We start from the raw sequence: 21,747 nt of genomic DNA on the forward strand, positions 1-21,747 counted from the left end.
ATTGCCATGAGCAACGCGCCCAAGGTCTCGGTCTACATCGCCGCGCGCAACTGCGCCAAGTACCTGGAAGCCGCCATAGAAAGCGTGCTGCGCCAGAGCATGTCCGGCTGGGAGCTGCTCATCTTCGACGACAACTCCACGGACCGCACGCAGGCGGTGTTGGACCTGTACCGGGGCGTTCCCGGCGTGCGCCTGTTCCGCACGGAAGGTGTGGGCCTGCCCGGGGTGTGCAACCTGGCCAGCGCCGAGGCGCGCGGCGAGTATCTCATCCGCCTGGACGGCGACGACGTGTTCGAGGAGAACATCCTGCTCGTGCTGGCGAACCACCTGGACGCCAACCCGGACGTGGCGCTGGTGTTTCCGGACTACTACCTCATCGACGAGCAGGGCGACTTCATCTCGCTGAGCCGCACGCCCAGGCTCTTTGAGCGCAACCACGCCACGGACCTGCCGCCCAACGGAGCCTGCACCATGATCCGCAGGCGCATATTGCAGGAATGCGGCGGCTACCGCGAGGACCTGGGCGCACAGGACGGCTTCGACCTGTGGACCAAGCTCAAGGGGAGCCACAAGTCGGCCAACGTCAACCTGCCGCTGTTCTACTATCGCCGCCACGGGAGCAACCTCACCAACGACCACGGCCGCATCTTCCACGCCCGGCGCGAAATCAAGCGCGAAATGGCGCAGGAAGCCATGCGCGGCCAGGGGCCGTTTTTGGCCGTCATTCCCTGCCGCCGCCACTTCGACTTCCTCCCCGACCTCTGGAACGAGCGCATCAACGGCCACACCCTGCTGGACCTGGCCATCCTCGCCTGCGCGGGGTCGCCGCTCTACGACACGATCATCGTGAGCTGCGACAACCCCGAGGCCGAGGACACCGTGCGCCGCCACGCCGACCCCAGGCTCCGCTTCCACCTGCGCGACCCCAAGGACACCATCCGCTCGCGCAGCGTGGCCCACACCCTGGAAACCGTGGCCAGGCTCCACGACCCGGAGCTTTCCGGCGTCACCACGCTGAACTACATCCACACCCCCTTCGTCACCACGCAGACGCTGGAGGAGTCGGTCTTCACCCTGGCGCTCAACGGTGCGGACAGCTCCTACGGGGTGGAGAAGGTCATCTCGCCGGTGTTCAAAAGAAACGCCCACGGCTTCGAGATGCTGAACCCCCGGCGCGAGTTCGCCAGCGACTTCGACTCCGTGTACCTGGAGTCCTGCGCCTTCGTGACCTCGCGCTCGCGCCTCTTCGCCACGGGCGCGCTGTCCGGGCCGCTGGTGGTCAACTTCCTCATGCCCGGCGACGAAAGCTTCATCATCAACTCCCGGCGCGCGCTGGACATGGCGCGGGTCATCTACAAGGACCGCAAGGACGGCGCCGCATGAGCCTGCCAGACGCCCTGCGCTCGCACTACTGGACCTGGCGGCTGCGGCTGGCCGGGGCCGCCGTGGGCCGCAACCTGCGCGTGCAGGGGCCCCTGCGCATCCTGCTGCGCGATGGCGCGAGCCTCAAAAATCTCCACGTTGGCGACGACGTGACCCTGGGCGGAACCACCTACCTGCGGATGCGCGCGGGCGGCCGCGTGCGCATCGGCCAGCGCGTGTCGCTCGGCACCGAGGTCTGGCTCGTCGCGGCGAACGCGGCCCTGCTGGAGCTGGGCGACGACGTGCAAGTGGGCAGCTACTGCCTGCTCAACGGCGGGCACGGGCTTTCCATCGGGGCGGATTCCTGGCTGGCGGGCTTCGTGTACCTGAACAGCTCGGACCACAAGATCGAGCCGGGTCGGCTCATCCGCGAGCAGGGCTACACGGGCGCGGCAATCGCCATCGGGCCGGACAACTGGCTGGGCGGCCACAGCTTCATCTGCAAGGGCGTGCGCACCGGGCGCGGCGTCGTGGTGGGGGCCGGGGCCGTGGTCACCAAATCCTTCGGCGACGAGGCCATCGTCGCGGGCAATCCCGCGCGCCTGCTGCGCCGCCGAGGAGAACCCAGGCGCGGACAATCCGCAACCGAGGCGCGCCATGACGCATAGCGCAAGCATTGAAAACCCCATGCGGCCCTTCTTCATCCCCGGCTCTTACTCCTTCATGCGGCCGGAACTCATCGAGCAGGGGCGGCAGGACTTTCCGCTCATGCTGAACATCGAGCCCACGCTCAACTGCAACCTGCGCTGCTTCATGTGCCCGGCCCACAACGAGGGCTCGCGCGGGCGGATGCGCCGGGCCAGGGGCTTCATGGACTGGGGGCTCTTCACCCGGCTCATGGACGAATGCGCGGCCGAAGGCCCGGTGCTGGTGCTGAACATGCACAAGGACGGCGAAAGCACCCTGCATCCGCGCTTCGCCGACATGCTGGCCTACGCGCGCAAAAAGAACGCCGCCAGGATCATCCATTTCAACACCAACGCCAGCTTCGACGACCCCGGCCTGGTGGACGCCATTCTCGAATCCGGCGTGGACGACATCTCCTTGAGCATCGACGCCTTCGAGCCGGAGACCTTCCGCAAGGTCAAGGGGCGCGACCTCTTCGGCCAGGTGCTGGCCAACTGCCACGCTTTTTTCGAACGCCGCGCGGCGCTCGGGCTCGACCGGCCCTTCATCCGCGCCAAGATGCTGGGCGCGCCGGAACTGGCCGGGGAGTTCGCCCGCTTCGCCGAGTACTGGGGCCCAATCGCCGATGAAGTCCAGGTGCAGCCCCTGCACAACTTCGCCGGGGGGCTTGGGGCCGTGCGCAAAACGGAAGCCAAGGCCCGCCACGCCTGCGAATTTCCGTTCTTTTCCACCGCAGTGAACTGGGACGGCGGCGTGACCCTGTGCCACCGCGACTGCTTCGGCGAGGACATCCTGGGCGATGTGAGCGCCGCGAGCATCCGCGAGGTCTACACGGGCGCGCGCTACCGCGCCTACCGCCTGGCCCTGGCCCAGGGCCGCGCGCACGAGCTGCCGTTGTGCGCCGGGTGCGACAACTGGAGCGACGGCCCCCGGCTTCCGGAGGCCCTGCTGGACAGGCTCTGCGGGGGGGAAGGCTAGCCATGCGCACGGTGGCCATAATCCAGGCGCGCACGGGCTCCACGCGCCTGCCCGGCAAGGTGCTGGCCGACCTGTGCGGCAGGCCGCTTTTGTGCCGCGTGCTGGAGCGCGTGGCCGCCTGCCCCGGCATCGAGGCCATGGTGGTGGCCACCACCACCCTGCCCGGCGACGAGGCGCTCGCGCCCCTGGCGCGCCAGGCCGGGGCGGACCTGTTCCGAGGCTCGGCCGACGACGTGCTGGAGCGCTACGCCCTGGCCGCCCGCGAGGCCCGCGCCGACGTGGTGGTGCGCATCACCGCCGACGACCCCTTCAAGGACCCCGGCGTCATGGCCGCGCTGCTGGACGACTTCGCCTCCGGCGGGGCGGACTACGTGAGCAACACCATCACGCCCAGCTATCCCGAGGGGCTGGACACGGAGGTGTTCTCCCGCGAGGCGCTGGAGCGCGCCCACCGCGAGGCCCGCAAGCCTTTCGAGCGCGAGCACGTCACCCCGCACATCTGGATGCGGCCGCAGGACTTCCGCCTGCGCAACCTCCTCGCCCCGCGCGATCTTTCGGGCTTGCGCCTCACGGTGGACACCCCGGCGGACCTGGCGCTCGCCCGCGCCCTGTATGCGGAGCTGCTGCGGCTCGGCAGAACGTTTTTCCTCGACGATGTCCTCGCCCTGCTGGAATCCCGGCCGGACATCCTGGCCCTGATGCCGGACGTGCCCCGCAACCTGGGGCTCACGCTTTCCATGGAGAAGTCCTGATGAAACGCCTTGGCGGAAACGAGAAGAAATATTTGGACGAGGTGCTGGAGCACGAGTTCCGCACCACGAAGAACTCCTTCATGACCGGACGCTTCGAGCAGGCCTTCGCCAAACGCTTCGGGGCTCCCTACGCCATAGCCCACGTCAGCGGCACGGCGGCCCTGCACACCGCCATGGCCGCCGCCGGGGTCGGCCAGGGCGACGAGGTCATCGCCCCGCCGCTGACCATGGCCAGCACCTCCATGACGGCCGTGTACCAGCAGGCCGTACCCGTGTTCGCCGACGTGGACCCGGACACCCTGACCCTGGACCCCGCCAGCGTGGAGGCGCGCATAACCGGGCGCACCAAGGCCATCGTGGCCGTGGCCCTCTACGGGCTGCCCCCGGACATGGACGCGCTCATGGCCGTGGCGCGCAAGCACGGAATCATGGTCATCGAGGACAACGCCCAGTGCTTTCTGGGCCAGTGCCGGGGCAGACTGGCGGGGACCATGGGCCACATGGCCTGCTTCAGCTTCCAGGCCTCCAAGCACATGACCGCGGGCGAGGGCGGCCTGGTGCTCACCGCCGACGAGCGCCTGGGCGACGCCGTGCGCCAGCTCTCCATCCTGGGCTACGACATCGTCAGCGCCAAACAGGGGCTCATCACCAAGGAATTTCTGCAGAACCCGGCCTTCGCCCGGCACGCCATCCTGGGCTTCAAGTACCGTATGCCCGACCTGTGCGCCGCGGTATGCCTGGCCCAGCTGGAACGGCTGGAGGAGCTGGTGGAGCGCCGCCGCAGAAACGCGGGCCTCCTCCTCAAGGCCCTGGAGGGCTGCTCCTGGCTCACCCCCCAGCGCACGCCGGAGGGCTTCGTCCACGCGTACTACGCCCTGGCCGCGCGCCTGCGCACGGAGCTGGTGGACTTCACCTGGGCGGACTTCCGGCGCGAGTTCCTGGCCAAGGGCGGCGACCCCTTCTACGCCGCCTGGCGCATGACCTTCGACGAACCCCTGTGGGACACGGGCGATCCGCTGCTCTCCCATGTGCTGGCGCACCCCCTGTGGGCCGGGGACTTCCGCGCCGCCTGGGCCGCGCGCTGCCCCAACGCCAAGGCCGCGCAAGGGCAGATCGTGCAGTTCAAGACCAACTTTTTCGAGGACGCGGAAGCCGAAGCCCAGGCCGAAGCCCTGGCCGAAACCGTGCGCCTGTTCAACGGGAGATAGGCCCGCCCATGCGCTACTGCACGCGCTGCGTCCAGCCCGACACGCGGCCGGGCATCGTCTTTGACGAGGAAGGGGTGTGCCCGGCCTGCCGCTTCGCCCAGGAGGACCCCCACGTGGACTGGACCGCCCGCCGGGCGGAGCTGGAGGAGATCTGCGCCTTCGCGCGGCGGCACAACGTCTCCGGCTACGACTGCATCGTGGGCGTGTCCGGCGGCAAGGACAGCACGCGGCAGGCCGTGTTCATCAAGGAAGAAATGGGCCTGAACCCGCTTTTGGTGTGCTGCTCCTACCCGCCGGAGCAACTGGCCGAGCGCGGGGCGCGCAACCTGTCCAACCTGGTGTCCCTGGGCTTCGACTGCCTCACCGTGCAGCCCGCGCCCGGCACCTGGAAGACGCTGATGCGCGAAGGCTTCCGCCGCTTCGGCAACTGGGCGAAATCCACGGAGATGGCGCTGTACACCAGCGCGCCCAAGGCGGCCATCGCCTACCAGATTCCGGTCATTTTTCTGGGCGAAAACCCGGCCATAACCGCAGGCGCGCTGGAGGTGGGTTCCACCACAGGCGACGCCAGCCGCATGAAGCACTGCCACACCCTCAAGGGCGGGCCGCAGGCCCTGACCCCGGAGGGCATGGGCGAGGAGGAGCTGTTCTGGTACCAGTACTGCTCCGACGACGACATGGAGCTGGGGCGGCTCAAGGTGGTCTACATGGGCTACTACATCGAGGGCTTCACCAAGCGGGAGAACGCGGCCTTCTCCATGGCGCGCGGGCTGGAGATCCGCACGGACCCCCCGGAGGACATCGGCGACATCACCGGGCACGAGGCCCTGGACGAGGACTTCGTGGTGGTGAACCAGATGTTCAAGCACCTCAAGTTCGGCTTCGGCAAGGTGACGGAGCAGGTCAGCGAAGAAATCCGCCTGGGCCGCATGACCAGGGCCGAGGGCATCGAGCTGGTGCGCAAGTACGACGGCACATGCGCCCCGCGCTTCATTGCGGCCTTCTGCCGCTACCTGGAAATCTCCGAGGCCGAGTTCTGGGAGGTGGCCGAGCGCTTCCGCAACAAGGACATCTGGCGCAAGGGGCCGGACGGCGCCTGGGAGCTGGCCGCCAGCTTTGGGGAGGGCGCGTGAAACGCATCCTCGTGGTGGACTACGGGGTGGGCAACCTGCAATCGGTTTCCAACGCCCTGCGCTTTTTGGGCTACCGCCACGCGGTCTCGGCCCAGGCCGCCGCCCTGGACGCGGCGGACGCGTATATCCTGCCCGGCGTGGGGGCCTTTGCCCAGGGCATGGGCAACCTGCGCGCCTTGGGTCTGCTGGAGCCCCTGGCCCGCAACGTGCTGGAGCGCGGCAAGCCCGTGCTGGGCATCTGCCTGGGGATGCAGCTGCTGGCCGAGGAGTCCGAAGAGGGCGTGGAGGACGGCGCGGAGGGCGGCGGTAGTCTGCACAAAGGCCTGGGCTGGATCCCCGGCCGGGTGCGGCGCATCGCCTCCGGGCCAGGAGTGGCTGCAACCCACGTGGGCTGGAACACGCTTTCCGTGCTGCGCCAGGACCCCCTGTTCGCCGGGCTGGAGTCGCCCTGCGTGTATTTCGACCACGGCTACGCCCTGGACTGCGACGCCAGCGTGGTCAGCGCGGTGTGCTCCCACGGGGAGGCTGTGGTGGCGGCGGTGCAGCGCGACAACATCTTCGGCGTGCAGTTCCACCCGGAAAAAAGCCAGGCCCACGGCCTCAAAATCCTGCGTCGGCTCTTCGCCAGCCTGGGCTTTGAAAAGGAGGCCGCGCCGTGCTGAAGAAGCGCGTCATCGCCTGCCTGCTGTTGACCGGAGACGGCGGCGGCCTGGTGGTGCAGAGCCTGGGCTTCCACAGGCGACTGCCCGTGGGACGGCCGGAAATCGCGGCCGAGTTCCTCGATTCCTGGGGCGTGGACGAGATCATTCTGCTCAAGATCGACGCGCGCGGCCCAGGCGACACCGCCGACCCGGAGCTGGTGCGCCGCGTGGCCGGACGCTGCTTCGCCCCGCTCACCGTGGGCGGGGGCATCCGCAGCGTGGAGGACGCCGCCAGGCTGGTGCGCGCCGGGGCGGACAAGATCGTGGTCAACGCCGGGGCCCTGGAGTCCCCCGCGCTGGTGGGGGACATCGCCCGCGTGTACGGCAGCCAGTGCGTGGTAGGGGCCATGGACGTGCGCCGCCTGGACGGGGACCGCCTGCGCGTGTTCACCGGCGGGGCGAAGATTCCCGCGCATCTCGCCCCGGAAGCGTGGGCGACGCGGCTGGAGGCCCTGGGTGCGGGGGAGATTCTCGTCCAGGCGGCGGACCGCGACGGCCAGGGCCAAGGCTACGACCTGGACCTGACGCGCCGGGTGGCGCAGGCCGTGTCCGTGCCGGTCATCGCCCTGGGCGGGGCCGGGCGCCCGGAGCACCTGCGCGCCGTGCTGACCGAAACCGGGGCCGCGGCCGCGGCGGTCGGCAACATGCTGCATTACACGGAGCACAGCGTGGCCGTGTGCAAGGCCTCCCTGCGCGCCCACGGCGTGGATGTGCGCCTGTCCCCCAGCGACGAGCACGGCGCGGCCGGGTTCGACGCCGACGGCCGCATGGTCAAAAGGCCGGACGAGGCGCTTTCGGCCATGCGCTTCGAGCACCACCCCAAAGAAGTCATATGAGATACTGCACCCGTTGCCTGTACCCGGAAAACCATCCGCTGCACCTGACCTTCGACGACCAGGGGGTCTGCTCCGGCTGCCGCGTGCACGAGGAGAAGGACACGCTCGACTGGTCCGCCCGGCGCGACAGGCTGGAGCGGCTGCTTTCCTCCTACCGCAACACCTCCGGGGCCAACTACGACTGCATCGTGCCGGTAAGCGGCGGGCGCGACTCCTACTTCGTCGTCCACACGGTCAAGAACGTGTTCGGCCTGCGGCCGCTTTTGGTGCACTACAACACGCAGTACAACACCGATCTCGGCATCCGCAACCTGGCGTTCCTGCGTATGCGCTTCAATTGCGATCTCATCGGCATGACCCTCTCGCCCGAGCTGCTCAAAACCGTCACGCGGGAGACCCTGCGCCTCATGGCCAGCATGTACTGGCACTGCATCGCCGGGCAGACCGTGTTTCCGGTGCAGGCGGCGGTGCGCTTCAAAATTCCGCTCATCGTCTGGGGCGCGCACCAGGGGCTGGACCAGGTGGGCATGTTCTCGCACCTGGACGAGGTGGAGATGACCCGCAAGTACCGCAAGGAGCACGACCTCATGGGCTTCGAGGCCGAGGACCTGGCCGCGGCCTCCAGCGTGCTCTCCGGGCGCGACGTGCTGCCCTTCGCCTACCCCCACGACCGCGAGCTGGAGAAGGTCGGCGTGCGCGGCATCTACCTGGGCAACTACCTGCGCTGGGATTCCAAGGCCCAGCACGAGGCCATGATCGCCGCCCACGGCTATGAGCCCGGCAGCCAGGAGCGCACCTTCGACACATACAACCACATGGACTGCCATCACTATTCCGGAACCCACGACTGGATCAAGTTCCTGAAATACGGCTATGGCAAGGCCCTGGACCACGCCTGCCGCGAGATCCGCCTGAAGCGCCTGACCCGCGCCCAGGGGCTGGAGCTTGTCCTGCGCCACGGCGGGGACCGGGAGCCCCGCGACCTGCCGCTGTTCCTGCGCTGGCTGGGCATGGAGCGCGAAGCGTTCCTGCGCCTGGTGGACGCCCGGCGCGACCCGGCCATATGGAAACGCGGCGCGCACGGCTCCTGGGAACTGCTGGACGCCCCGGAGCGCCACCCGGAGGAGGCCGCGCACAGGGCCGCAGCCCTGCCCCTGGCCGAGGGCTGCGAGTTCCGCCCCGGCCCGGAGCGCGCGCCCAACGCGCACCTCATCTACGGCCGGGGCTACAGCGACGAGCCCGGCGCGCGGCGTTTGGAGCCGGAGCCATGACGCGCGCCGACGGCCAAATCCTGGTGCTGGCGCACGATGCGGGCGGCGCGGAGCTTCTGGCCGCCCTGCTGAAGGCGGAGGGCGGCGGGTTGGACTGGGCCGCGCTGACCCTGACAGGCGCCCCGGCCGAGGCCATTTTCCGCCGTGCCGGGCTGCCTGTGCTGGCCCTGCCCGATGCTGGCCAATGCGCGGCCCAATGCGCGGCCCGGCTGCGCTCGGCCCCCTGGGCCGCCGCCCTGTACAACCCCGGCTGGGGCGAATTTCCGCAAGGCCTTGTGCGGCGCGAGCTGCTGGGCCGGATTCCCTGCGCGGCCGTGCTGGACAGCTGGAGCGACTACCGCGAGCGCTTCGGCCATCCGGAGAAAGACTGGGAACGCGGCCTGCCCGACGCCATAGCCCTGTGCGACCCGCGCGCCCTGGCCTTGGCCGGGGAGCTGGGCCTGCCCCGGCTGGCGCGCCTGCGCAACCGCCACCTGGAGGCCCTGCTGGAACGCATCGCCGCCCGCGGGCGGCATTGCTCCGCCATGACGGAAGGCGACCTGCTGTTCCTCTCCCAGACCACCGCCGACCCCGGCATGAACGCCGACGGCAACGGCCGCTTCGTCTACGCCGGGGCGCACGAGGGCCGCGTGCTGGCGGACCTGCTTTCCCACGGCCCGGAACTGCTGCGGCGCTTCGGGGCCGCGCGCCTGCGCATCCGCCTGCACCCTTCGGAAACCGCCTGCCGACACCTGGACCTGCTGGGCCGTAGCGGGCTGCCCTTCGCCGTGGAGCAGGCCCGGCAGGCCGACCTGGTGGACAGCATCCTCGCGGCCCGGGCGGTCATCGGCATCAACACCATGGCCCTGTACACGGCCTGGCTCTGCGGCAGGCCAACGGCCTCCCTGCTGCCGGAGGCGGCGCTGGGCCGCGTGCTGCCCCTGCCGCCGGAGCTGCTGTTCGCCAACGCGGCGGAGCTCCTCGCCGCAGACCTTGCCGCCATGCGGCCCTCCGCGCCGGACACCTTCGCCGACGCGGGCCTGAACGACCTGCTCAACCTGCTCCGCGCCGGGGCACCAGGGAGGACCCCAGAATGAAGATCTGCGGAATCATCGAGGCCCGCATGGGCTCGTCGCGCCTGCCGGGCAAGGTGCTGCTGCCCCTTGGAGGCAAACCCGCCCTGGAACGCCTCCTCGAGCGCGTTGCACGCTCCAAATGGCTGAATGAAGTCGTGGTGGCCACCACCGCGAACGAGGGCGACCAGCCCATCGCGGAGCTGTGCGCCCGGCTGGGCGTGCGCGTCTTCCGGGGCTCGGAGGACGACGTGCTCTCCCGCGTGCTGGGCGCGGCCGAGGCCGCCGAAGCCGACCTCATCTGCCAGCTCATGGGCGACTCGCCCCTGAACGACCCGGTGCTCATCGACCTGGCCGTGGCCGCCCACCTGGCGGGGGACTACGACTTCACCGCCAACTACCTGCCGGAAAACGTCCTGCCCATGGGCTTCGCCGCCGGGGTATTCTCCACCGCGCTGCTGCGCCGGGTGGCGGCCATGACCCAGGATCCCGTGGACCGCTCCCATGTCACCTGCTTCATCTACCACAACCCCAGGTTGTTCCGGTTGCAGGGCGTGGCCGCAAACGCCCAGCTTGCGGGGCCGGACGTTCGCCTGTGCGTGGACACGCGCGAGGACTACGAGGTGGTCCGCCGCGTGTTCGAGGCCGTGCACCGCGAGGGCCAGTGCCCCCGCGCCTGGGAATTCCTGGGCTACCTGCGCGAGCATCCGGAACTCGCGGCCATCAACGCCCACGTGCGGCAAAAGCACGTGGACGAGGGCTAGGCCGTGGCCGGCGCGCCGCACGGCGTGGTCCTGCTGGGCTGCGGGGGCATCGGCTACCGCTTTGGCCGGGGACGCAACGGCCTTGGCGCGCTCTCGCACCTCCACGCCATCCTGGCCCAGCCGCGCCTGCGCCTTTTGGGCGTGGCCGACCCCGACCCGGCGACGCGCGCGGAGATCGCCCGACTGTACGGCCTGCCCGCCTTCGCCACGGCGCAGGAGCTGTTTTCCGCCTGCCCGGCCCAGGCCGCGATCATTGCCGCGCCGGACCGGACACATCCGGAGCTGCTGCGCCTGGCGGCCGCACAAGACCTGCGCGCCGTGCTGTGCGAAAAGCCGCTGGCGGGCTCCCTGGCCGAGGCCGAGGAGCTGGTCGGCCTTTTGGAGCGCGCGGGCGCGGCCCTGTGCGTGAACTACTCGCGCCGCTTCCTGCCGGAATACGCAGACATGCGCCGACGCATGGCCGCCGGGGAGCTGGGGCGGCTGGAGTCGTTGCTCGTCTACTATTCGCGGGGCTTCCGGCACAACGCCTCGCACTACCTGGACCTGCTCTTGTGGTGGCTGGGCGAACCCGAGCGCGTGCGTATGGACGGCAAGAGGCCCGGCATCACCCCGGAGGACCCCACCGTGAGCGTGACCCTGGCCTATGCCGACGGCCTTGAGGCGCGCCTGGTGGGCCTCTCGGACGGGGTCTTGCGCATCAACGAAATCGACGTCATCGGCACGCGCGGCCGCCTGACCCTGGACACCCTGGGCGCGCTGACGCATTATTCCCCGGCCGCGCTTCCGGACTACCCGGGCCTGACGGCCTTCACCCCGGACGCGCCCCGGCAGGTGGCGCTGGACCAGGCCCTGCCCAACGCGGCGGCCCACCTGGCCGATGTGCTCGACGGCGCGGCCCTGCCCGTTTCCACCGGTCGCGACAGCCTGGCCCTGCACCGCCTCATGGACCGCATTCTCATGGAGGACACGCAATGACGCTCGCGCTTTTCGGCGGCGAAAGGACCATCGCCCGCCCCTTCTCCACATACAACAGCATCGGCAAGGCCGAGGAGGACGCCGCCCTGCGGGTCATCCGTTCGGGCACGCTCTCCGGCTACCTGGGCTCCTGGAACGAACGCTTCTACGGCGGGCCGGAGGTGCTCGCCTTCGAGACCGCCTTCGCAAAACTCTTCGGAATCAAGCACGCCGTGGCCTTCAACTCCCTGTCCTCCGGGCTCATGGCCTCGGTGGGGGCGCTGGGCATAGCGCCCGGCGACGAGGTCATCGTCAGCCCCTGGACCATGTCGGCCACGGCCACGGCCATCCTGGTGTGGAACGCCATTCCCGTGTTCGCGGACATCGAGCCCGAGACCTTCAACCTGGACCCGGCCTCGGTGGAAGCCAACATCACCCCGCGCACCAAGGCCGTCATCGTCACCGACATCTTCGGCCACGCGGCCCGGCTGGACGAGCTTGCGGCCATCTGCGCCCGCCACGGGCTGAAGCTCGTGGAGGACGCGGCCCAGGCCCCCTACGCCAAATGCCCGCAAGGCTTCGCTGGCTGCGTGGCCGACGTGGGCGGCTTCAGCCTCAACTGCCACAAGCTCATCCAGACCGGAGAGGGCGGGGTCATGGTCACGGCCGACGACCGCATAGCCGAGCGGATGCGCCTCATCCGCAACCACGGCGAGGCCGTGATCGGCCCCAAGGGCGAGAACGACATCGCCAACATCATCGGCTACAACCTGCGCTACGGCGAGATCGAAGCCGCCATGGCCGCCGAGCAGCTGAAGCGCCTGCCGGGCCTTGCGGCCATGCGCCAGGCCACGGGCGAGCGGCTTTCGCGCGGGCTCGCCGGACTGGAGGGCCTCGCCACGCCGGTCATCCGGCCGGGCTGCACCCACGTGTTCTACATCTACGCCCCACGCCTGGACGAAAAGGCCATCGGCGTGGAGCGCGGGCTGATCCTCGACGCCCTGCGCGCAGAGGGCGTGCCCCACATCTCGCCGGGCTACCAGCTGCTGCACCTGCTGCCCATCTACCAGCGGCGCACGGCCCACGGCAGCCGCGGCTTCCCCTGGAGCGCGGACTTCTACCACGGCCACGCGCGCTACGACGAGGGCATCTGCCCCGTGGCCGAGCGGCTGCACAAGCACGAACTGCTGGCGCTGGAACTTGGCCCCCACGACTACACCGACGAGGAGGCCGATCTGGTCATCGCCGCCTTCCGCAAGGTGTGGGCCAACCTGGACGAACTGCGCGCCAGGGCCAGGGCCGGAGCAGGAAAATGAGCGCCGACGCCACGCTGCGCACGCCGCTGCTGACCCTTGAGCCCTTCGGGCCGAAACATCTGGGCCAGCGCTACGTGTCGTGGCTCAACGACCCGGAGGTGGTGCGCCACAGCGAGCAGCGCCACCGCGCGCACAGCCTGGAGTCCTGCCGGGCCTACGCGGAATCCTTCGCGGGCTCGCCCAGCGGCCTTTGGGCCATGCTTACGCGGCAGGGCGGGCACGTGGGCAATGTCACCGCCACGGTGGACGCCCCCAACGCCGTGGCCGAACTGGGCATCCTCATCGGCGAACGCGGGCACTGGGGCCGCGACCTGGCCACCCAGGCCTGGACCGCCCTGGCCGACCACCTGTTCCGCGCGCGCGGCCTGCGCAAGATAGAGGCCGGGGCCATGGAGGAGAACGCCGCCATGCTGCGCGTGGCCCACAAGCTCGGCATGACGCCCGACGGCCGCCGCGCCCGGCGCTTTGTGCTGGACGGCCGCGAGGTGGACGCCGTCTTCTTCGCCCTGTTCCGCGAGGACTGGCTTGCCCGCCACCCCCTGCCGCCCTATGGGCCAAACGGAGAGGAGCGCTAGCCCATGGACGCCAGCCACGCCGCCGCGTTCCGCGCCTTTGGCGCGCGGGCCAACCTGCTGGCCGTGCTCGACCACTCCGGGAGGGCTGGCAACGGCTTCGTCATGGCCAGCTTCGACCAGCATCCGCAAGTGCTGGGCTGTCACTGGGCGCACTACCTGTATTCCTACCTGCTCTCCGAGTTCGGCGACAGCCCGGAAATAGGGGCTGAGCGGGCGCGGGCGTTCATTCTTTCGCGCACCAAGTTCGGGCTGACCATGCAGCCCATGGACGCGGAACAGCGCGCCTTTGTCCGGCGCATCGGCGGCGATCCCGACGTTCCCCTGGACCGCGAGGCCGGGCTGCGCGCCTTCACGGAACTCCTTTCGGCGGGGCCGACCATCTCCCGGCGCGACCTGGTGCTGGCCGCCTACTACGCCTTCGCCGTCGCCGCTGGGCGCGACACCTCCCAGACGGCCTACATCCTCACCTCCGACGCGGTGAGCCTGCGCGCGGAGCCGCGGGCTAGGCCCTTCAGCGGGCGCATTGCACGGGAAATGCTGCGGGACTTCCCGCAGGCGCGGTTCATCAGCCTTGTGCGCGACCCGCGCGCGGTGTTCGCCTCCAACCGCCACCAGTTCGTCAACGTCAACGGCAACATGCACGGACTGGCCCCCGGCAGCCTTTGCGCACGTCTGGCGGAGCTCGCCAGCGGCGAACCCAGCACCGAGGGCTGCGTGTTCCTGCACTGGATCGTGTACTGCGCATCCGCCGCCAAGACCGTGTACGCGCTCAAAACCGAATTCGCGCCGCATTTCGTCACCCTGCGCAACGAGGATCTGAACCTGGACTTCGCGCCCACCCTGCGCGGCCTGTGCCGCTGGCTGGGGGTGGACTTCCACCGGCCCTGGGCCGAGCCGGACTTCACGCCCACCAGCCTGGGCAGCCCCTGGCGCGGGGCCGGCGCCTACAGCAACACGTACCAGACCAACGCCCACGGTCCGCTCAAGAACGATCCGGACAACGTGTCGCGCAAGGTCACCGGGCCCAACGCCTACGTCACCCAGCGCTGGCGCTCGCGCCTTTCGGACAGCGAAACCGCCGTCATCGAAGCCCTTTTCGCCGACGAGATGCGCGACCTGGGCTATGCGCCCCTGCACGCCGACCCCCGGCGCGGCCTCGCCGCCCGGCTGTGGCGGCCCTTCACCGGGGAACTGCCCGCGCCCGCCTGGCTGGCGGATGGCACGCGCCTGGGCTGGCGCGAGCTTAGCCGGCGGCTCTTTTATGCCCTGGCCCTGCCGCCCTTCTACGCGCTGTCCAGGCTGGCGCTTATGAGCTTCATCCGGCGCGGCTATTTCGACAATCCCGGCTTCCGCACCCTTCCCGGCCCGGCAGGCTGGCCCCGCGCCGAAAACAGCCAAGGCCCGGACGCATGATCGCGCACGCCGTCCTCTTCCACGGCACGGACCTCGCCGGGCCGGGACAGCAGCGCCTCCTGGAGGACGCAGCCCAGGGCCGCACGCTGGTGGCGCTCGACTCCCAGGCCCTGGCCTGGACCCTGCGCGAGGGACTGGCCGCAACCATCCTGGATGACTGGCTGGACGAGACCGCCCAGGCCAGCGCCCGCGCCCTGGCCACAAGGCTGGAGACCTCCTGGTTCGAACCCGCCCGCGCCGGGCTCACTTTTGACGGCCTGTGCTGGCCGGAATTCGACCGCGAGGCCCTCTACGCCTACTGGCTCTCCGCCGCCACCGCGCACGGGCTCATGACCGCCCTCGTCGCGCGGGGCGTGCGCGCACTCACGGTCTTCCGCCGCAACCCGCCGCGACCCATGCTCTACTTCGAGCCCGCGGACACCGCCGCCCTGTACTGGGCCGCAGCCTTTCCCGGCCAGGTGGAGAGCGTCGTCCTGCCGGAGCCGCAAGAGGCCGCGACGCCATCCCCGGCCCCGGACGGCGACGCGCAGCCGGATTTTTTTCTGCACGACAACGCGGAACTCCTGCGCGGCCGGGCGGCCGTGTGCCTGAACCCGCTGGAGGTGTTCCGCCTGGGGCGGCACATCCGGGAGCTGCGCGCCGCCTTTGGCGACCGTGTAGTGCTGGTGGTGAACTCGCACCTGCCGGAGCACATTCGGCCCATTGCGCGGGATACCGGGCTGCCCGTGCTGGGCCTGGGTCCGGCGGGCAATCCGGGGCCGGACGTTGCGGGCCGCTGCGCACAGGCGCTGGAGCTGCTGCAAAACGCCCAGCCCGAGCCCCTGCGGACCATGCTCGCGGTCAACGCCGCGCACTTCGCCGCCTTGTTCCGGCGCTGGACCTGGCTGGAGGCCACGCGCGGCTACTGGCGGCGCGCCATGGCCGCCGCGCCCCCGGCGCTTGTGGCCGTCAGCAGCCTGGAAGACAGCGAATCCCAGCTGCCCGCCAGCGTGGCCGGAGAGCTCGGCATCCCGAGCCTCTGCCTGCCCCACGGCGTGGGGCTTACCCGGGCCGCCCGGCCCAAAGCCGATCTGGTGCTGCACCTGGGGCAGGGCGACCGCGAGGCGTACCTGCGCTCCGGCATCACGGCAAAGCGCCTCGTCCCCTGCGCGGACCTGGGCATTGAGAACGAATACCCCGTGGACACCGGCCTACCCTGGGCCGCGGCCAAGGGGAAGCTCAACGTGCTGGCGCTGATGGCCGCAACAGGACGGCCGGGCGTGCTCTACCCGGTGCTGGCCTTGGGGGCGCAGCTGGCCGCCCTGCGCGCCTTGGCCGCGCCCCCGGCCGACCTGGCCCCGCGCCTGGCCCTCAGCCTCAAGACCCACCCCGGCCTGCCGGACCTGGAGGCCGTGGACGCCGCCGGACCGGAGGCGCGCGCCCTGCTGGCCCCGCTGGACCTGCCCCTGGCCCGCGCCCTTGCCGCCGCGGACCTTGTGGTGGCGCTCAACTACACGGGCGTGGGCGTGCTGCACTGCGCCGAAGCGGGCAAGCCCCTGCTGCACTTCCGCCTGGACCCGCACCTGGGCCGGGCCGAACCCTTCCCCTTTGCGGACATCTACGACCCGGCAGGCGACATGACTTTGAGCGCGGACGCATTCTGGGCCGCCGTGCGCCGCTTCCTGACCGAACCGGAGTATGCGCAGGGCCTTGCGTCCAAAGCGCGGGACTTCGCGCGCGGCTTCCACGCCGGGAAACGCCGCAGCCTGCGCGACATCGCGGCGGACTTTGCGCCGCAAGGGGGCGGGTCATGCGCATCCTGATGCTCTCCGACGGGGAGGTGAAAGGCGGGGCCTCCACAGCCGCCGCGCGCATGGCGTCGGGCCTGACGCGGCTGGGGCACCAGGTGCTGCGCGTGGTGCGCTTCCCGGACACGCCGCAGCCGGGCAACGCGCATCCCTGGGACACCGAGGTCATCGAAACCCCGCCGGAGCTGGTGCGCGACTGGCTGGACGAGCCCTCGGCCGCCGCCAGGGAACACGTCCGCGCGGAGCTGGGCCGGATCATCGAACGCTTCCGGCCCCAGGCGATCAGCGTGCACAACCTGCACGGGGCCACGCGCCACGGCTGGAGCGCGGAGCTGGCCGGGCAGTGCGCCCAGGCCGCGCCCACGGTCTGGACCCTGCACGACCTGTGGAGCGCCACGGGGCGTTGCGCCTACACCGGCGGCTGCCGCCTGCATCTTTCCGGGACCTGCGGCGAGGCCTGCCCCACCTGGGGCGAATACCCCTCCTGCGCGCCGGAGCGCATCGCCGCCCAACTGGCGGAGAAGCGCGCCGTGCTGGCGCAAACCCCCGGCCTCTGCGCCGCGGCACCCTCGGCCTGGATCGCGCGGGAGGCCTCCTTGGGCCTGTGGGCCGAACACAGGGTGGAGGTGCTGGCCAACGGCCTGGATCTGGACGTGTTTCGCCCCGTGGACCGCGCCCAGGCCCGGCGCGCCCTGGGCCTGCCGGAGCGGGGCCGGGTGCTCTTGGCGGCCTCGCTGTTGCTGGACGACCCGCGCAAGGGCACGGACCTGCTGTTGGCGGCCTTGCCCCGGCTTGAGCCGGGAGCCACCCTGCTGCTCATGGGCGGCGGCGGGCTGGAGGTTCCGGAAGGCCACGCGGCCGTGCGCCGCCTGGGCCTGCTTACCCGCGACGCGGACAAGGTGCTGGCGTACAGCGCGGCGGACGTGCTCGTGCATCCGGCGCGGCAGGACAACCTGCCCAACACCGTGGCCGAGGCCCTGGCCTGCGGCACGCCCGTGGCCGGATTCGCCGTGGGCGGGGTGGAGGAGATGCTGGCGGACGGGGCTGGCGCGGCCGCGCGGGAGATGACGCCGCACGCCCTGGCCGAAGCCATCGAAACAGTGCTGGCGCGGGGGCCGCGCGATGCGCGGGCGCGCTGCCGGGAACTGGCGCTGGCCCGCTACCCCTTGCCCATCCAGGCCGGAAGGCTGGCCGCGCTGCTGGAAGAGCTGGCCCAAGGCCGCTGAGAATCCCCCCAGGCCTCACAGACGGGCGCTTTCGCCCGGAACGCCGGGCTGCGCGAAGGATCGCGCGCTCCGGCCAGCGGGGCGGCGCCGGTGTGAAGGCATCGGCGCAAGGTCCCGCCCGACAAGGGGCCCGGACTAGCCGCGCTTGCGGGCCAGGCAGTACACGGACCAGGCGTCGTCGCTCGCGGGCGCGCCGGTCATCCACTCCCCGAACTCCAGGGCGACAAGCCCAGCCTGTTCCAGGAAGCCTTCCAGCTCCGGCGCGAAGAAATAGCGCATGGCGTGCGTCTCGCGCAGGGTCTCGGCGCGGTCGCCGCTGCGCTCGCGGATGTTCACGGTGAAGTTCACGTCCACCACGTGCCGGTGGGCGTGGTGCACGGGGTCGGCCCGGCGGATGACGCAAACGCGCTCATCGGCCATCTCCTTCACGCGGACCTCTGCCGGGGTTTTCAGCACGGCCGGGCCGTGCCAGAAGTCAAAGAAGAGCAGCCCGCCCGGCGCCAAATGCTCCGCGGCGCGGGAAAGCGCGGCCACAAGGTCCGCGTCCTCGGTCAGGTAGCTCATGACGTGGAACAGCGAGACCACGGCGTCGAAGCGGCGGTCCAGGGCCAGCTCGCGGATGTCCGCCGCCAGAAAGCGGCAGCCGGGGCCGTTGGCGCGGGCCTTGTCCAGCATCCCCTCGGAGCGGTCCACGCCGGTGACCTGGAAGCCCATGGCGGAGAACAGCGCCGCGTGCCTGCCCGTGCCGCAGCCAAGCTCCAGCAGGCTGCGCGCCCCGGGCGCGTGCGCGCGCAGGCGTCCGGCCACGAAGGCGGCCTCGGCCGCGTAGTCCTTGTCGCGGTACAGCAGGTCGTAGTAGGCCGCGTACAGACCGAACACGCCGCCGCGGGCTTGCTCTTCCCCGCCCGCGCTCACGCCGTCTCCAGCAGGTGGCGCAGTTGCGCGGCCGCGGCCTCGATCTGGGCGTCCGTGGTCCCCAGTCCGCCGGGCAGGTAGAAGCCGCGCCGGGCGATGCGCTCGGAAACCGGGTGCCGCTCGCCCGCGAAAAGCCCCAGGCGTCGCAATACGGGCTGTTCGTGCAGGGGCCAGAAGAAGGGCCGCGTGCCCACCCCGGCCTTGCCCAACCGCGCCATGGCCTCTTCGGCGTCGAAGGGAACGGCGTCATCCAGCACCACGCCGAAGACCCAGTAGACGTTCTCGGCGTCCGCCGTGCGGGCAAGGGGCAGCTGGATGCCCGGCGCGCCCGCAAGCAGCCGCCGGTACAGCGCGCCCATCTCCCGCTTGCGGACAAGCGCGGCGTCCAGGCGCTCCAGCTGGGCCACGCCCACGGCCGCCTGCAGGTTGCTCATGCGGAAGTTCCAGCCCAGCTCCTCGTGCACGAAGCGCCGCTTCTGGAAGCAGAGGTTGCGCAAGCTGCGGCAGCGCTCCGCAAGCCCGTCGTCGTCGGTGAGGAGCATCCCGCCCTCGCCCGTGGTGACGTGCTTGTTGGGGTAGAAGCTCAGGCAGCTGAGGTCGCCCAACCCGCCGCAAGGCCTGCCGTTGCAGGTCTGGCCGATGGCCTGGGCCGCGTCCTCGATGACCACGAGGCCGTGCCGCTCCGCAAGGGCCAGCAGGCCCTGCATGGGCGAGGGCAGGCCGAAGATGTGCACGGCCATGATGGCCCTGGTGCGCGGCGTGATGCGCGCGGCCACCGCCTCCACCGTGACATTCCAGGTGTCCGGGTCGCAGTCGGCCAGCACCGGGGTGGCCCCGGCCCGCACGATGGCGGCGGCGCAGGAGATGATGGTGTGCGCGGGCAGGATGACCTCATCGCCCGGCCCCAGGCGCAGGGCGGCCACGGCGGCGTCCAGCGCGGCGGAGCCGTTGCACACGGCCACGGCGTGCCTGCGGCCCATGCGCCGGGCCAGGCCTTCCTCCAACCGGGCCACGAAGGGGCCTTCGGAGGAGATCCAGCCCGAGCGCACGCACTCCACCAGGTAGCGTTCCTCGTTGCCGTCCAGCCGGGGCTCGTTCACGGGGATGAAATCCATCAGCAGTCCTCCAGACGCACGCAGGCCTCGTCCACGGGCGCGAAGCGGCGCTTGTCGTCCTCGCCCGCATACGGCCCCTGTTTCACCTCGATGATCTCCGACTCCTCCAGCATGGCGAAGCCATGGCCGCCGTCGGCCAGCAGAATCACATCGCCGGGGCCGAGCACGCGGCTTTCCAGGTAGGCGTCGCCGTCCTGGTAGAAGTCCACGCGCACGCGGCCGCTCTTGATGAACAGCACCTCATGGGTGAAGCGCACCTCGCGCGGGACGGGGTTGTGCACGTGCGGCGGAATGGCGTAGCCCTTGCCGCGCTTCATGTAGGCCAGTTGCTGCGAAAACTCCGGCGGGGTGAAGAACTCGATGCCGTCCTTCTGGAAGCCCGCGCGCAGAATCAGCGCCAGGGTGCGGCCCTGGTGGGCGATGTGCTCGATCATCGGCTGCCTCCTTGGGCCGGGTCGGTACCGTTGTCCGCAAGCAGGGCGTCCAGCGTGGCGCTCATGGCCTGGGCCTCGGTCGCATAAAAGGCCCGCGCCCGCGCGCCCATGGCCGCGCCGCCCGCAGGTCCGGCGTCGTCGAGCGCGTCCAGGCTCGCGGCCCGCGTCAGGTCGAAGCCCAGGCCGTGTTCGCGCACCAGGCCGGAAATGGACAGGTTGTCGTTCGAGAGCACCGGTTTGCCCGCCCGGCAAATCCAGTACAGCTTGCCCGAGGCCCGGCCGCAATGCCGGTGGTTGTACCCGCCGTTGTAGTAGCTGACAACGCCCGCCCGGCACAGGGCGTACACCCGGCGTATTTGCGGGCCGCTCAAGAAATCGGTGTTCAGCACGATCTCCGGCCACCGCTGGGCGACGGCCCGCAGCTCCTCCAGCCCCGCGCCGCCCCAGCCGCTCACCAAAAGTTTCCAGCCGGGTCGCGAGGCCGCCGCGCAGCGCAAAAAGGAGGCCATGGTCTCCAGTGTGGCGTGCTCGGTCTGGATGGATCCGGAGAGCACCAGGGTGCGCGACCAGTCCTCCACGCCAGGAATCTCCACATCCTCCTCGCCGTAATCCTCATCAGGCAGGCTGGCGTTGGGCAGAAGCACCGGGTCGGCCGGGACGTACCCCGTGGCCTGGGCGTAGCCGCGAAGGCGGTCCTGGTCCTGAATCAGCAGCCGGGCGCGGCTTGCGGCAAAGGCGCGGGCCAGAAGGCCCGCGTCGAACTGGCCGGGATCGGGAATCTCTGTGGAATACAGGAAGGCGCGCGCGCCCAAATCCGCCACGGTCTGCGCGCAGGCGAGGAACGACGGCTCGTCAAAGAACACGGCCAGGCGCGGGCCGGGGCCGGAAAGGGCCTCGACCAGGCGCTGCGGGGCCTCCTGCGCGGAGGCCGACCAGTGCACGGGAAGCTCGCGAAACACCGCTTCGCTGGGGAAGCGCCGGGCAAGAAAATCCAGCTGTCGCGGCCCCACCAGCCGAGGGGAAAGCCCCAGGCGGGTCAGGCGCATGGCGAAGGTGATGACCGGGTCCGACAGGGACCACCAGGGATACTGGGCGACAAGTGCGGCGGGCATGGGTTTTGGGCGCCTCCCTCTCGTGCGGGCGATTTCTTGACGGCATGAACGCCGCGCGCTACCCACAGCAAGTTCCGAGCCACCGCAGGCGGCGGGCAATGGCTTCCCTCTTGCAAAGTCGGCCGGATGGTACTGAACGGACCGGACCGGTGGCAA

General features: G+C 70.5%; 21 protein-coding genes. 17 read left to right on the forward strand and 4 right to left on the reverse strand.

The annotated features are described in order from the left end of the window. Positions 1-6 precede the first annotated feature (6 nt). From CHB73_RS12855 to CHB73_RS12935, 17 genes are read left to right on the forward strand one after another with little or no spacing between them, the layout of a single operon-like run. Positions 7-1,383, forward strand: a complete 1,377-nt coding sequence (locus CHB73_RS12855; protein ID WP_089275001.1) for a glycosyltransferase family 2 protein — start codon at positions 7-9, stop codon at positions 1,381-1,383. Beyond that, positions 1,380-2,030, forward strand: coding sequence for an acyltransferase (locus CHB73_RS12860; RefSeq protein WP_089275002.1), 651 nt, complete (start codon positions 1,380-1,382; stop codon positions 2,028-2,030). Before CHB73_RS12855 ends, CHB73_RS12860 begins: the two co-directional genes overlap by 4 nt. Further along, complete coding sequence (locus tag CHB73_RS12865; RefSeq protein WP_089275003.1) at positions 2,020-3,027, forward strand: radical SAM protein; 1,008 nt, start codon at positions 2,020-2,022, stop codon at positions 3,025-3,027. Before CHB73_RS12860 ends, CHB73_RS12865 begins: the two co-directional genes overlap by 11 nt. Positions 3,028-3,029: 2 nt before the next feature. Continuing rightward, positions 3,030-3,779: a cytidylyltransferase domain-containing protein gene (locus tag CHB73_RS12870; protein WP_089275004.1), complete on the forward strand. Its 750-nt coding sequence runs from the start codon at positions 3,030-3,032 to the stop codon at positions 3,777-3,779. Further along, on the forward strand, positions 3,779-4,987 hold the full coding sequence (locus CHB73_RS12875; RefSeq protein WP_089275005.1) for a DegT/DnrJ/EryC1/StrS family aminotransferase: 1,209 nt from the start codon (positions 3,779-3,781) through the stop codon (positions 4,985-4,987). Before CHB73_RS12870 ends, CHB73_RS12875 begins: the two co-directional genes overlap by 1 nt. An 8-nt stretch (positions 4,988-4,995) precedes the next feature. Then, positions 4,996-6,120 carry an N-acetyl sugar amidotransferase gene (locus CHB73_RS12880; RefSeq protein WP_089275006.1) on the forward strand — a complete coding sequence of 375 codons (1,125 nt, stop codon included), beginning with the start codon at positions 4,996-4,998 and terminating at the stop codon, positions 6,118-6,120. Then, the gene (gene hisH, locus CHB73_RS12885) at positions 6,117-6,782 is read left to right on the forward strand and encodes an imidazole glycerol phosphate synthase subunit HisH (protein ID WP_179217031.1); all 666 of its coding nucleotides are present in this window, start codon (positions 6,117-6,119) and stop codon (positions 6,780-6,782) included. The genes CHB73_RS12880 and hisH overlap by 4 nt, the downstream gene beginning before the upstream one ends. Next, positions 6,776-7,657, forward strand: coding sequence for an imidazole glycerol phosphate synthase subunit HisF (gene hisF / locus CHB73_RS12890; protein WP_089275008.1), 882 nt, complete (start codon positions 6,776-6,778; stop codon positions 7,655-7,657). The genes hisH and hisF overlap by 7 nt, the downstream gene beginning before the upstream one ends. Next, complete coding sequence (locus CHB73_RS12895; RefSeq protein ID WP_089275009.1) at positions 7,654-8,928, forward strand: N-acetyl sugar amidotransferase; 1,275 nt, start codon at positions 7,654-7,656, stop codon at positions 8,926-8,928. The genes hisF and CHB73_RS12895 overlap by 4 nt, the downstream gene beginning before the upstream one ends. Then, complete coding sequence (locus tag CHB73_RS12900; protein ID WP_089275010.1) at positions 8,925-10,004, forward strand: hypothetical protein; 1,080 nt, start codon at positions 8,925-8,927, stop codon at positions 10,002-10,004. Before CHB73_RS12895 ends, CHB73_RS12900 begins: the two co-directional genes overlap by 4 nt. Next, positions 10,001-10,744: a cytidylyltransferase domain-containing protein gene (locus tag CHB73_RS12905; RefSeq protein ID WP_089275011.1), complete on the forward strand. Its 744-nt coding sequence runs from the start codon at positions 10,001-10,003 to the stop codon at positions 10,742-10,744. Before CHB73_RS12900 ends, CHB73_RS12905 begins: the two co-directional genes overlap by 4 nt. A 3-nt stretch (positions 10,745-10,747) precedes the next feature. After that, positions 10,748-11,719 (forward strand): Gfo/Idh/MocA family protein, encoded by a 972-nt coding sequence (locus tag CHB73_RS12910; protein WP_089275012.1) that lies wholly within the window; start codon positions 10,748-10,750, stop codon positions 11,717-11,719. Continuing rightward, a complete protein-coding gene (locus tag CHB73_RS12915) occupies positions 11,716-13,014 on the forward strand; it encodes a DegT/DnrJ/EryC1/StrS family aminotransferase (protein WP_089275013.1) in 1,299 nt (432 codons plus the stop codon). The genes CHB73_RS12910 and CHB73_RS12915 overlap by 4 nt, the downstream gene beginning before the upstream one ends. Continuing rightward, on the forward strand, positions 13,011-13,589 hold the full coding sequence (locus tag CHB73_RS12920; RefSeq protein ID WP_089275014.1) for a GNAT family N-acetyltransferase: 579 nt from the start codon (positions 13,011-13,013) through the stop codon (positions 13,587-13,589). The genes CHB73_RS12915 and CHB73_RS12920 overlap by 4 nt, the downstream gene beginning before the upstream one ends. Before the next feature lie 3 nt (positions 13,590-13,592). Further along, positions 13,593-15,002 carry a sulfotransferase gene (locus tag CHB73_RS12925; protein ID WP_089275015.1) on the forward strand — a complete coding sequence of 470 codons (1,410 nt, stop codon included), beginning with the start codon at positions 13,593-13,595 and terminating at the stop codon, positions 15,000-15,002. Further along, complete coding sequence (locus tag CHB73_RS12930; RefSeq protein WP_089275016.1) at positions 14,999-16,804, forward strand: hypothetical protein; 1,806 nt, start codon at positions 14,999-15,001, stop codon at positions 16,802-16,804. Before CHB73_RS12925 ends, CHB73_RS12930 begins: the two co-directional genes overlap by 4 nt. Then, entirely contained in the window at positions 16,792-18,015 is a 1,224-nt protein-coding gene (locus CHB73_RS12935; protein WP_089275017.1) for a glycosyltransferase, read from the forward strand. Before CHB73_RS12930 ends, CHB73_RS12935 begins: the two co-directional genes overlap by 13 nt. A gap of 135 nt (positions 18,016-18,150) precedes the next feature. On the opposite strand, the gene CHB73_RS12940 is transcribed toward CHB73_RS12935, so the two are convergent. Genes CHB73_RS12940 through CHB73_RS12955 form a run of 4 tightly spaced genes read right to left on the reverse strand, consistent with a single transcriptional unit; the run spans position 18,151 to position 21,591 of the window. After that, on the reverse strand, positions 18,151-18,930 hold the full coding sequence (locus CHB73_RS12940; protein WP_218819424.1) for a class I SAM-dependent methyltransferase: 780 nt from the start codon (positions 18,928-18,930) through the stop codon (positions 18,151-18,153). Further along, positions 18,927-20,045 carry a DegT/DnrJ/EryC1/StrS family aminotransferase gene (locus CHB73_RS12945; protein ID WP_218819426.1) on the reverse strand — a complete coding sequence of 373 codons (1,119 nt, stop codon included), beginning with the start codon at positions 20,043-20,045 and terminating at the stop codon, positions 18,927-18,929. The genes CHB73_RS12940 and CHB73_RS12945 overlap by 4 nt, the downstream gene beginning before the upstream one ends. After that, positions 20,045-20,479, reverse strand: coding sequence for a cupin domain-containing protein (locus tag CHB73_RS12950; RefSeq protein ID WP_089275019.1), 435 nt, complete (start codon positions 20,477-20,479; stop codon positions 20,045-20,047). Before CHB73_RS12950 ends, CHB73_RS12945 begins: the two co-directional genes overlap by 1 nt. Beyond that, a complete protein-coding gene (locus CHB73_RS12955; RefSeq protein WP_089275020.1) occupies positions 20,476-21,591 on the reverse strand; it encodes a glycosyltransferase family protein in 1,116 nt (371 codons plus the stop codon). Before CHB73_RS12955 ends, CHB73_RS12950 begins: the two co-directional genes overlap by 4 nt. Between the last annotated feature and the right edge of the window lie 156 nt (positions 21,592-21,747).

The organism is Humidesulfovibrio mexicanus, from assembly GCF_900188225.1.
Taxonomy (GTDB): Bacteria; Desulfobacterota; Desulfovibrionia; order Desulfovibrionales; family Desulfovibrionaceae; genus Humidesulfovibrio; species Humidesulfovibrio mexicanus.

Bases quoted from the DNA above. Each gene is read 5' to 3' on its own strand.
- CHB73_RS12855 (WP_089275001.1), top strand. From the start codon at position 7: ATGAGCAACGCGCCCAAGGTCTCGGTCTACATCGCCGCGCGCAACTGC.
- CHB73_RS12860 (WP_089275002.1), top strand. From the start codon at position 1,380: ATGAGCCTGCCAGACGCCCTGCGCTCGCACTACTGGACCTGGCGGCTG.
- CHB73_RS12865 (WP_089275003.1), top strand. From the start codon at position 2,020: ATGACGCATAGCGCAAGCATTGAAAACCCCATGCGGCCCTTCTTCATC.
- CHB73_RS12870 (WP_089275004.1), top strand. From the start codon at position 3,030: ATGCGCACGGTGGCCATAATCCAGGCGCGCACGGGCTCCACGCGCCTG.
- CHB73_RS12875 (WP_089275005.1), top strand. From the start codon at position 3,779: ATGAAACGCCTTGGCGGAAACGAGAAGAAATATTTGGACGAGGTGCTG.
- CHB73_RS12880 (WP_089275006.1), top strand. From the start codon at position 4,996: ATGCGCTACTGCACGCGCTGCGTCCAGCCCGACACGCGGCCGGGCATC.
- CHB73_RS12895 (WP_089275009.1), top strand. From the start codon at position 7,654: ATGAGATACTGCACCCGTTGCCTGTACCCGGAAAACCATCCGCTGCAC.
- CHB73_RS12900 (WP_089275010.1), top strand. From the start codon at position 8,925: ATGACGCGCGCCGACGGCCAAATCCTGGTGCTGGCGCACGATGCGGGC.
- CHB73_RS12905 (WP_089275011.1), top strand. From the start codon at position 10,001: ATGAAGATCTGCGGAATCATCGAGGCCCGCATGGGCTCGTCGCGCCTG.
- CHB73_RS12915 (WP_089275013.1), top strand. From the start codon at position 11,716: ATGACGCTCGCGCTTTTCGGCGGCGAAAGGACCATCGCCCGCCCCTTC.
- CHB73_RS12920 (WP_089275014.1), top strand. From the start codon at position 13,011: ATGAGCGCCGACGCCACGCTGCGCACGCCGCTGCTGACCCTTGAGCCC.
- CHB73_RS12925 (WP_089275015.1), top strand. From the start codon at position 13,593: ATGGACGCCAGCCACGCCGCCGCGTTCCGCGCCTTTGGCGCGCGGGCC.
- CHB73_RS12930 (WP_089275016.1), top strand. From the start codon at position 14,999: ATGATCGCGCACGCCGTCCTCTTCCACGGCACGGACCTCGCCGGGCCG.
- CHB73_RS12935 (WP_089275017.1), top strand. From the start codon at position 16,792: ATGCGCATCCTGATGCTCTCCGACGGGGAGGTGAAAGGCGGGGCCTCC.
- CHB73_RS12945 (WP_218819426.1), bottom strand. From the start codon at position 20,045: ATGGATTTCATCCCCGTGAACGAGCCCCGGCTGGACGGCAACGAGGAA.
- CHB73_RS12950 (WP_089275019.1), bottom strand. From the start codon at position 20,479: ATGATCGAGCACATCGCCCACCAGGGCCGCACCCTGGCGCTGATTCTG.
- CHB73_RS12955 (WP_089275020.1), bottom strand. From the start codon at position 21,591: ATGCCCGCCGCACTTGTCGCCCAGTATCCCTGGTGGTCCCTGTCGGAC.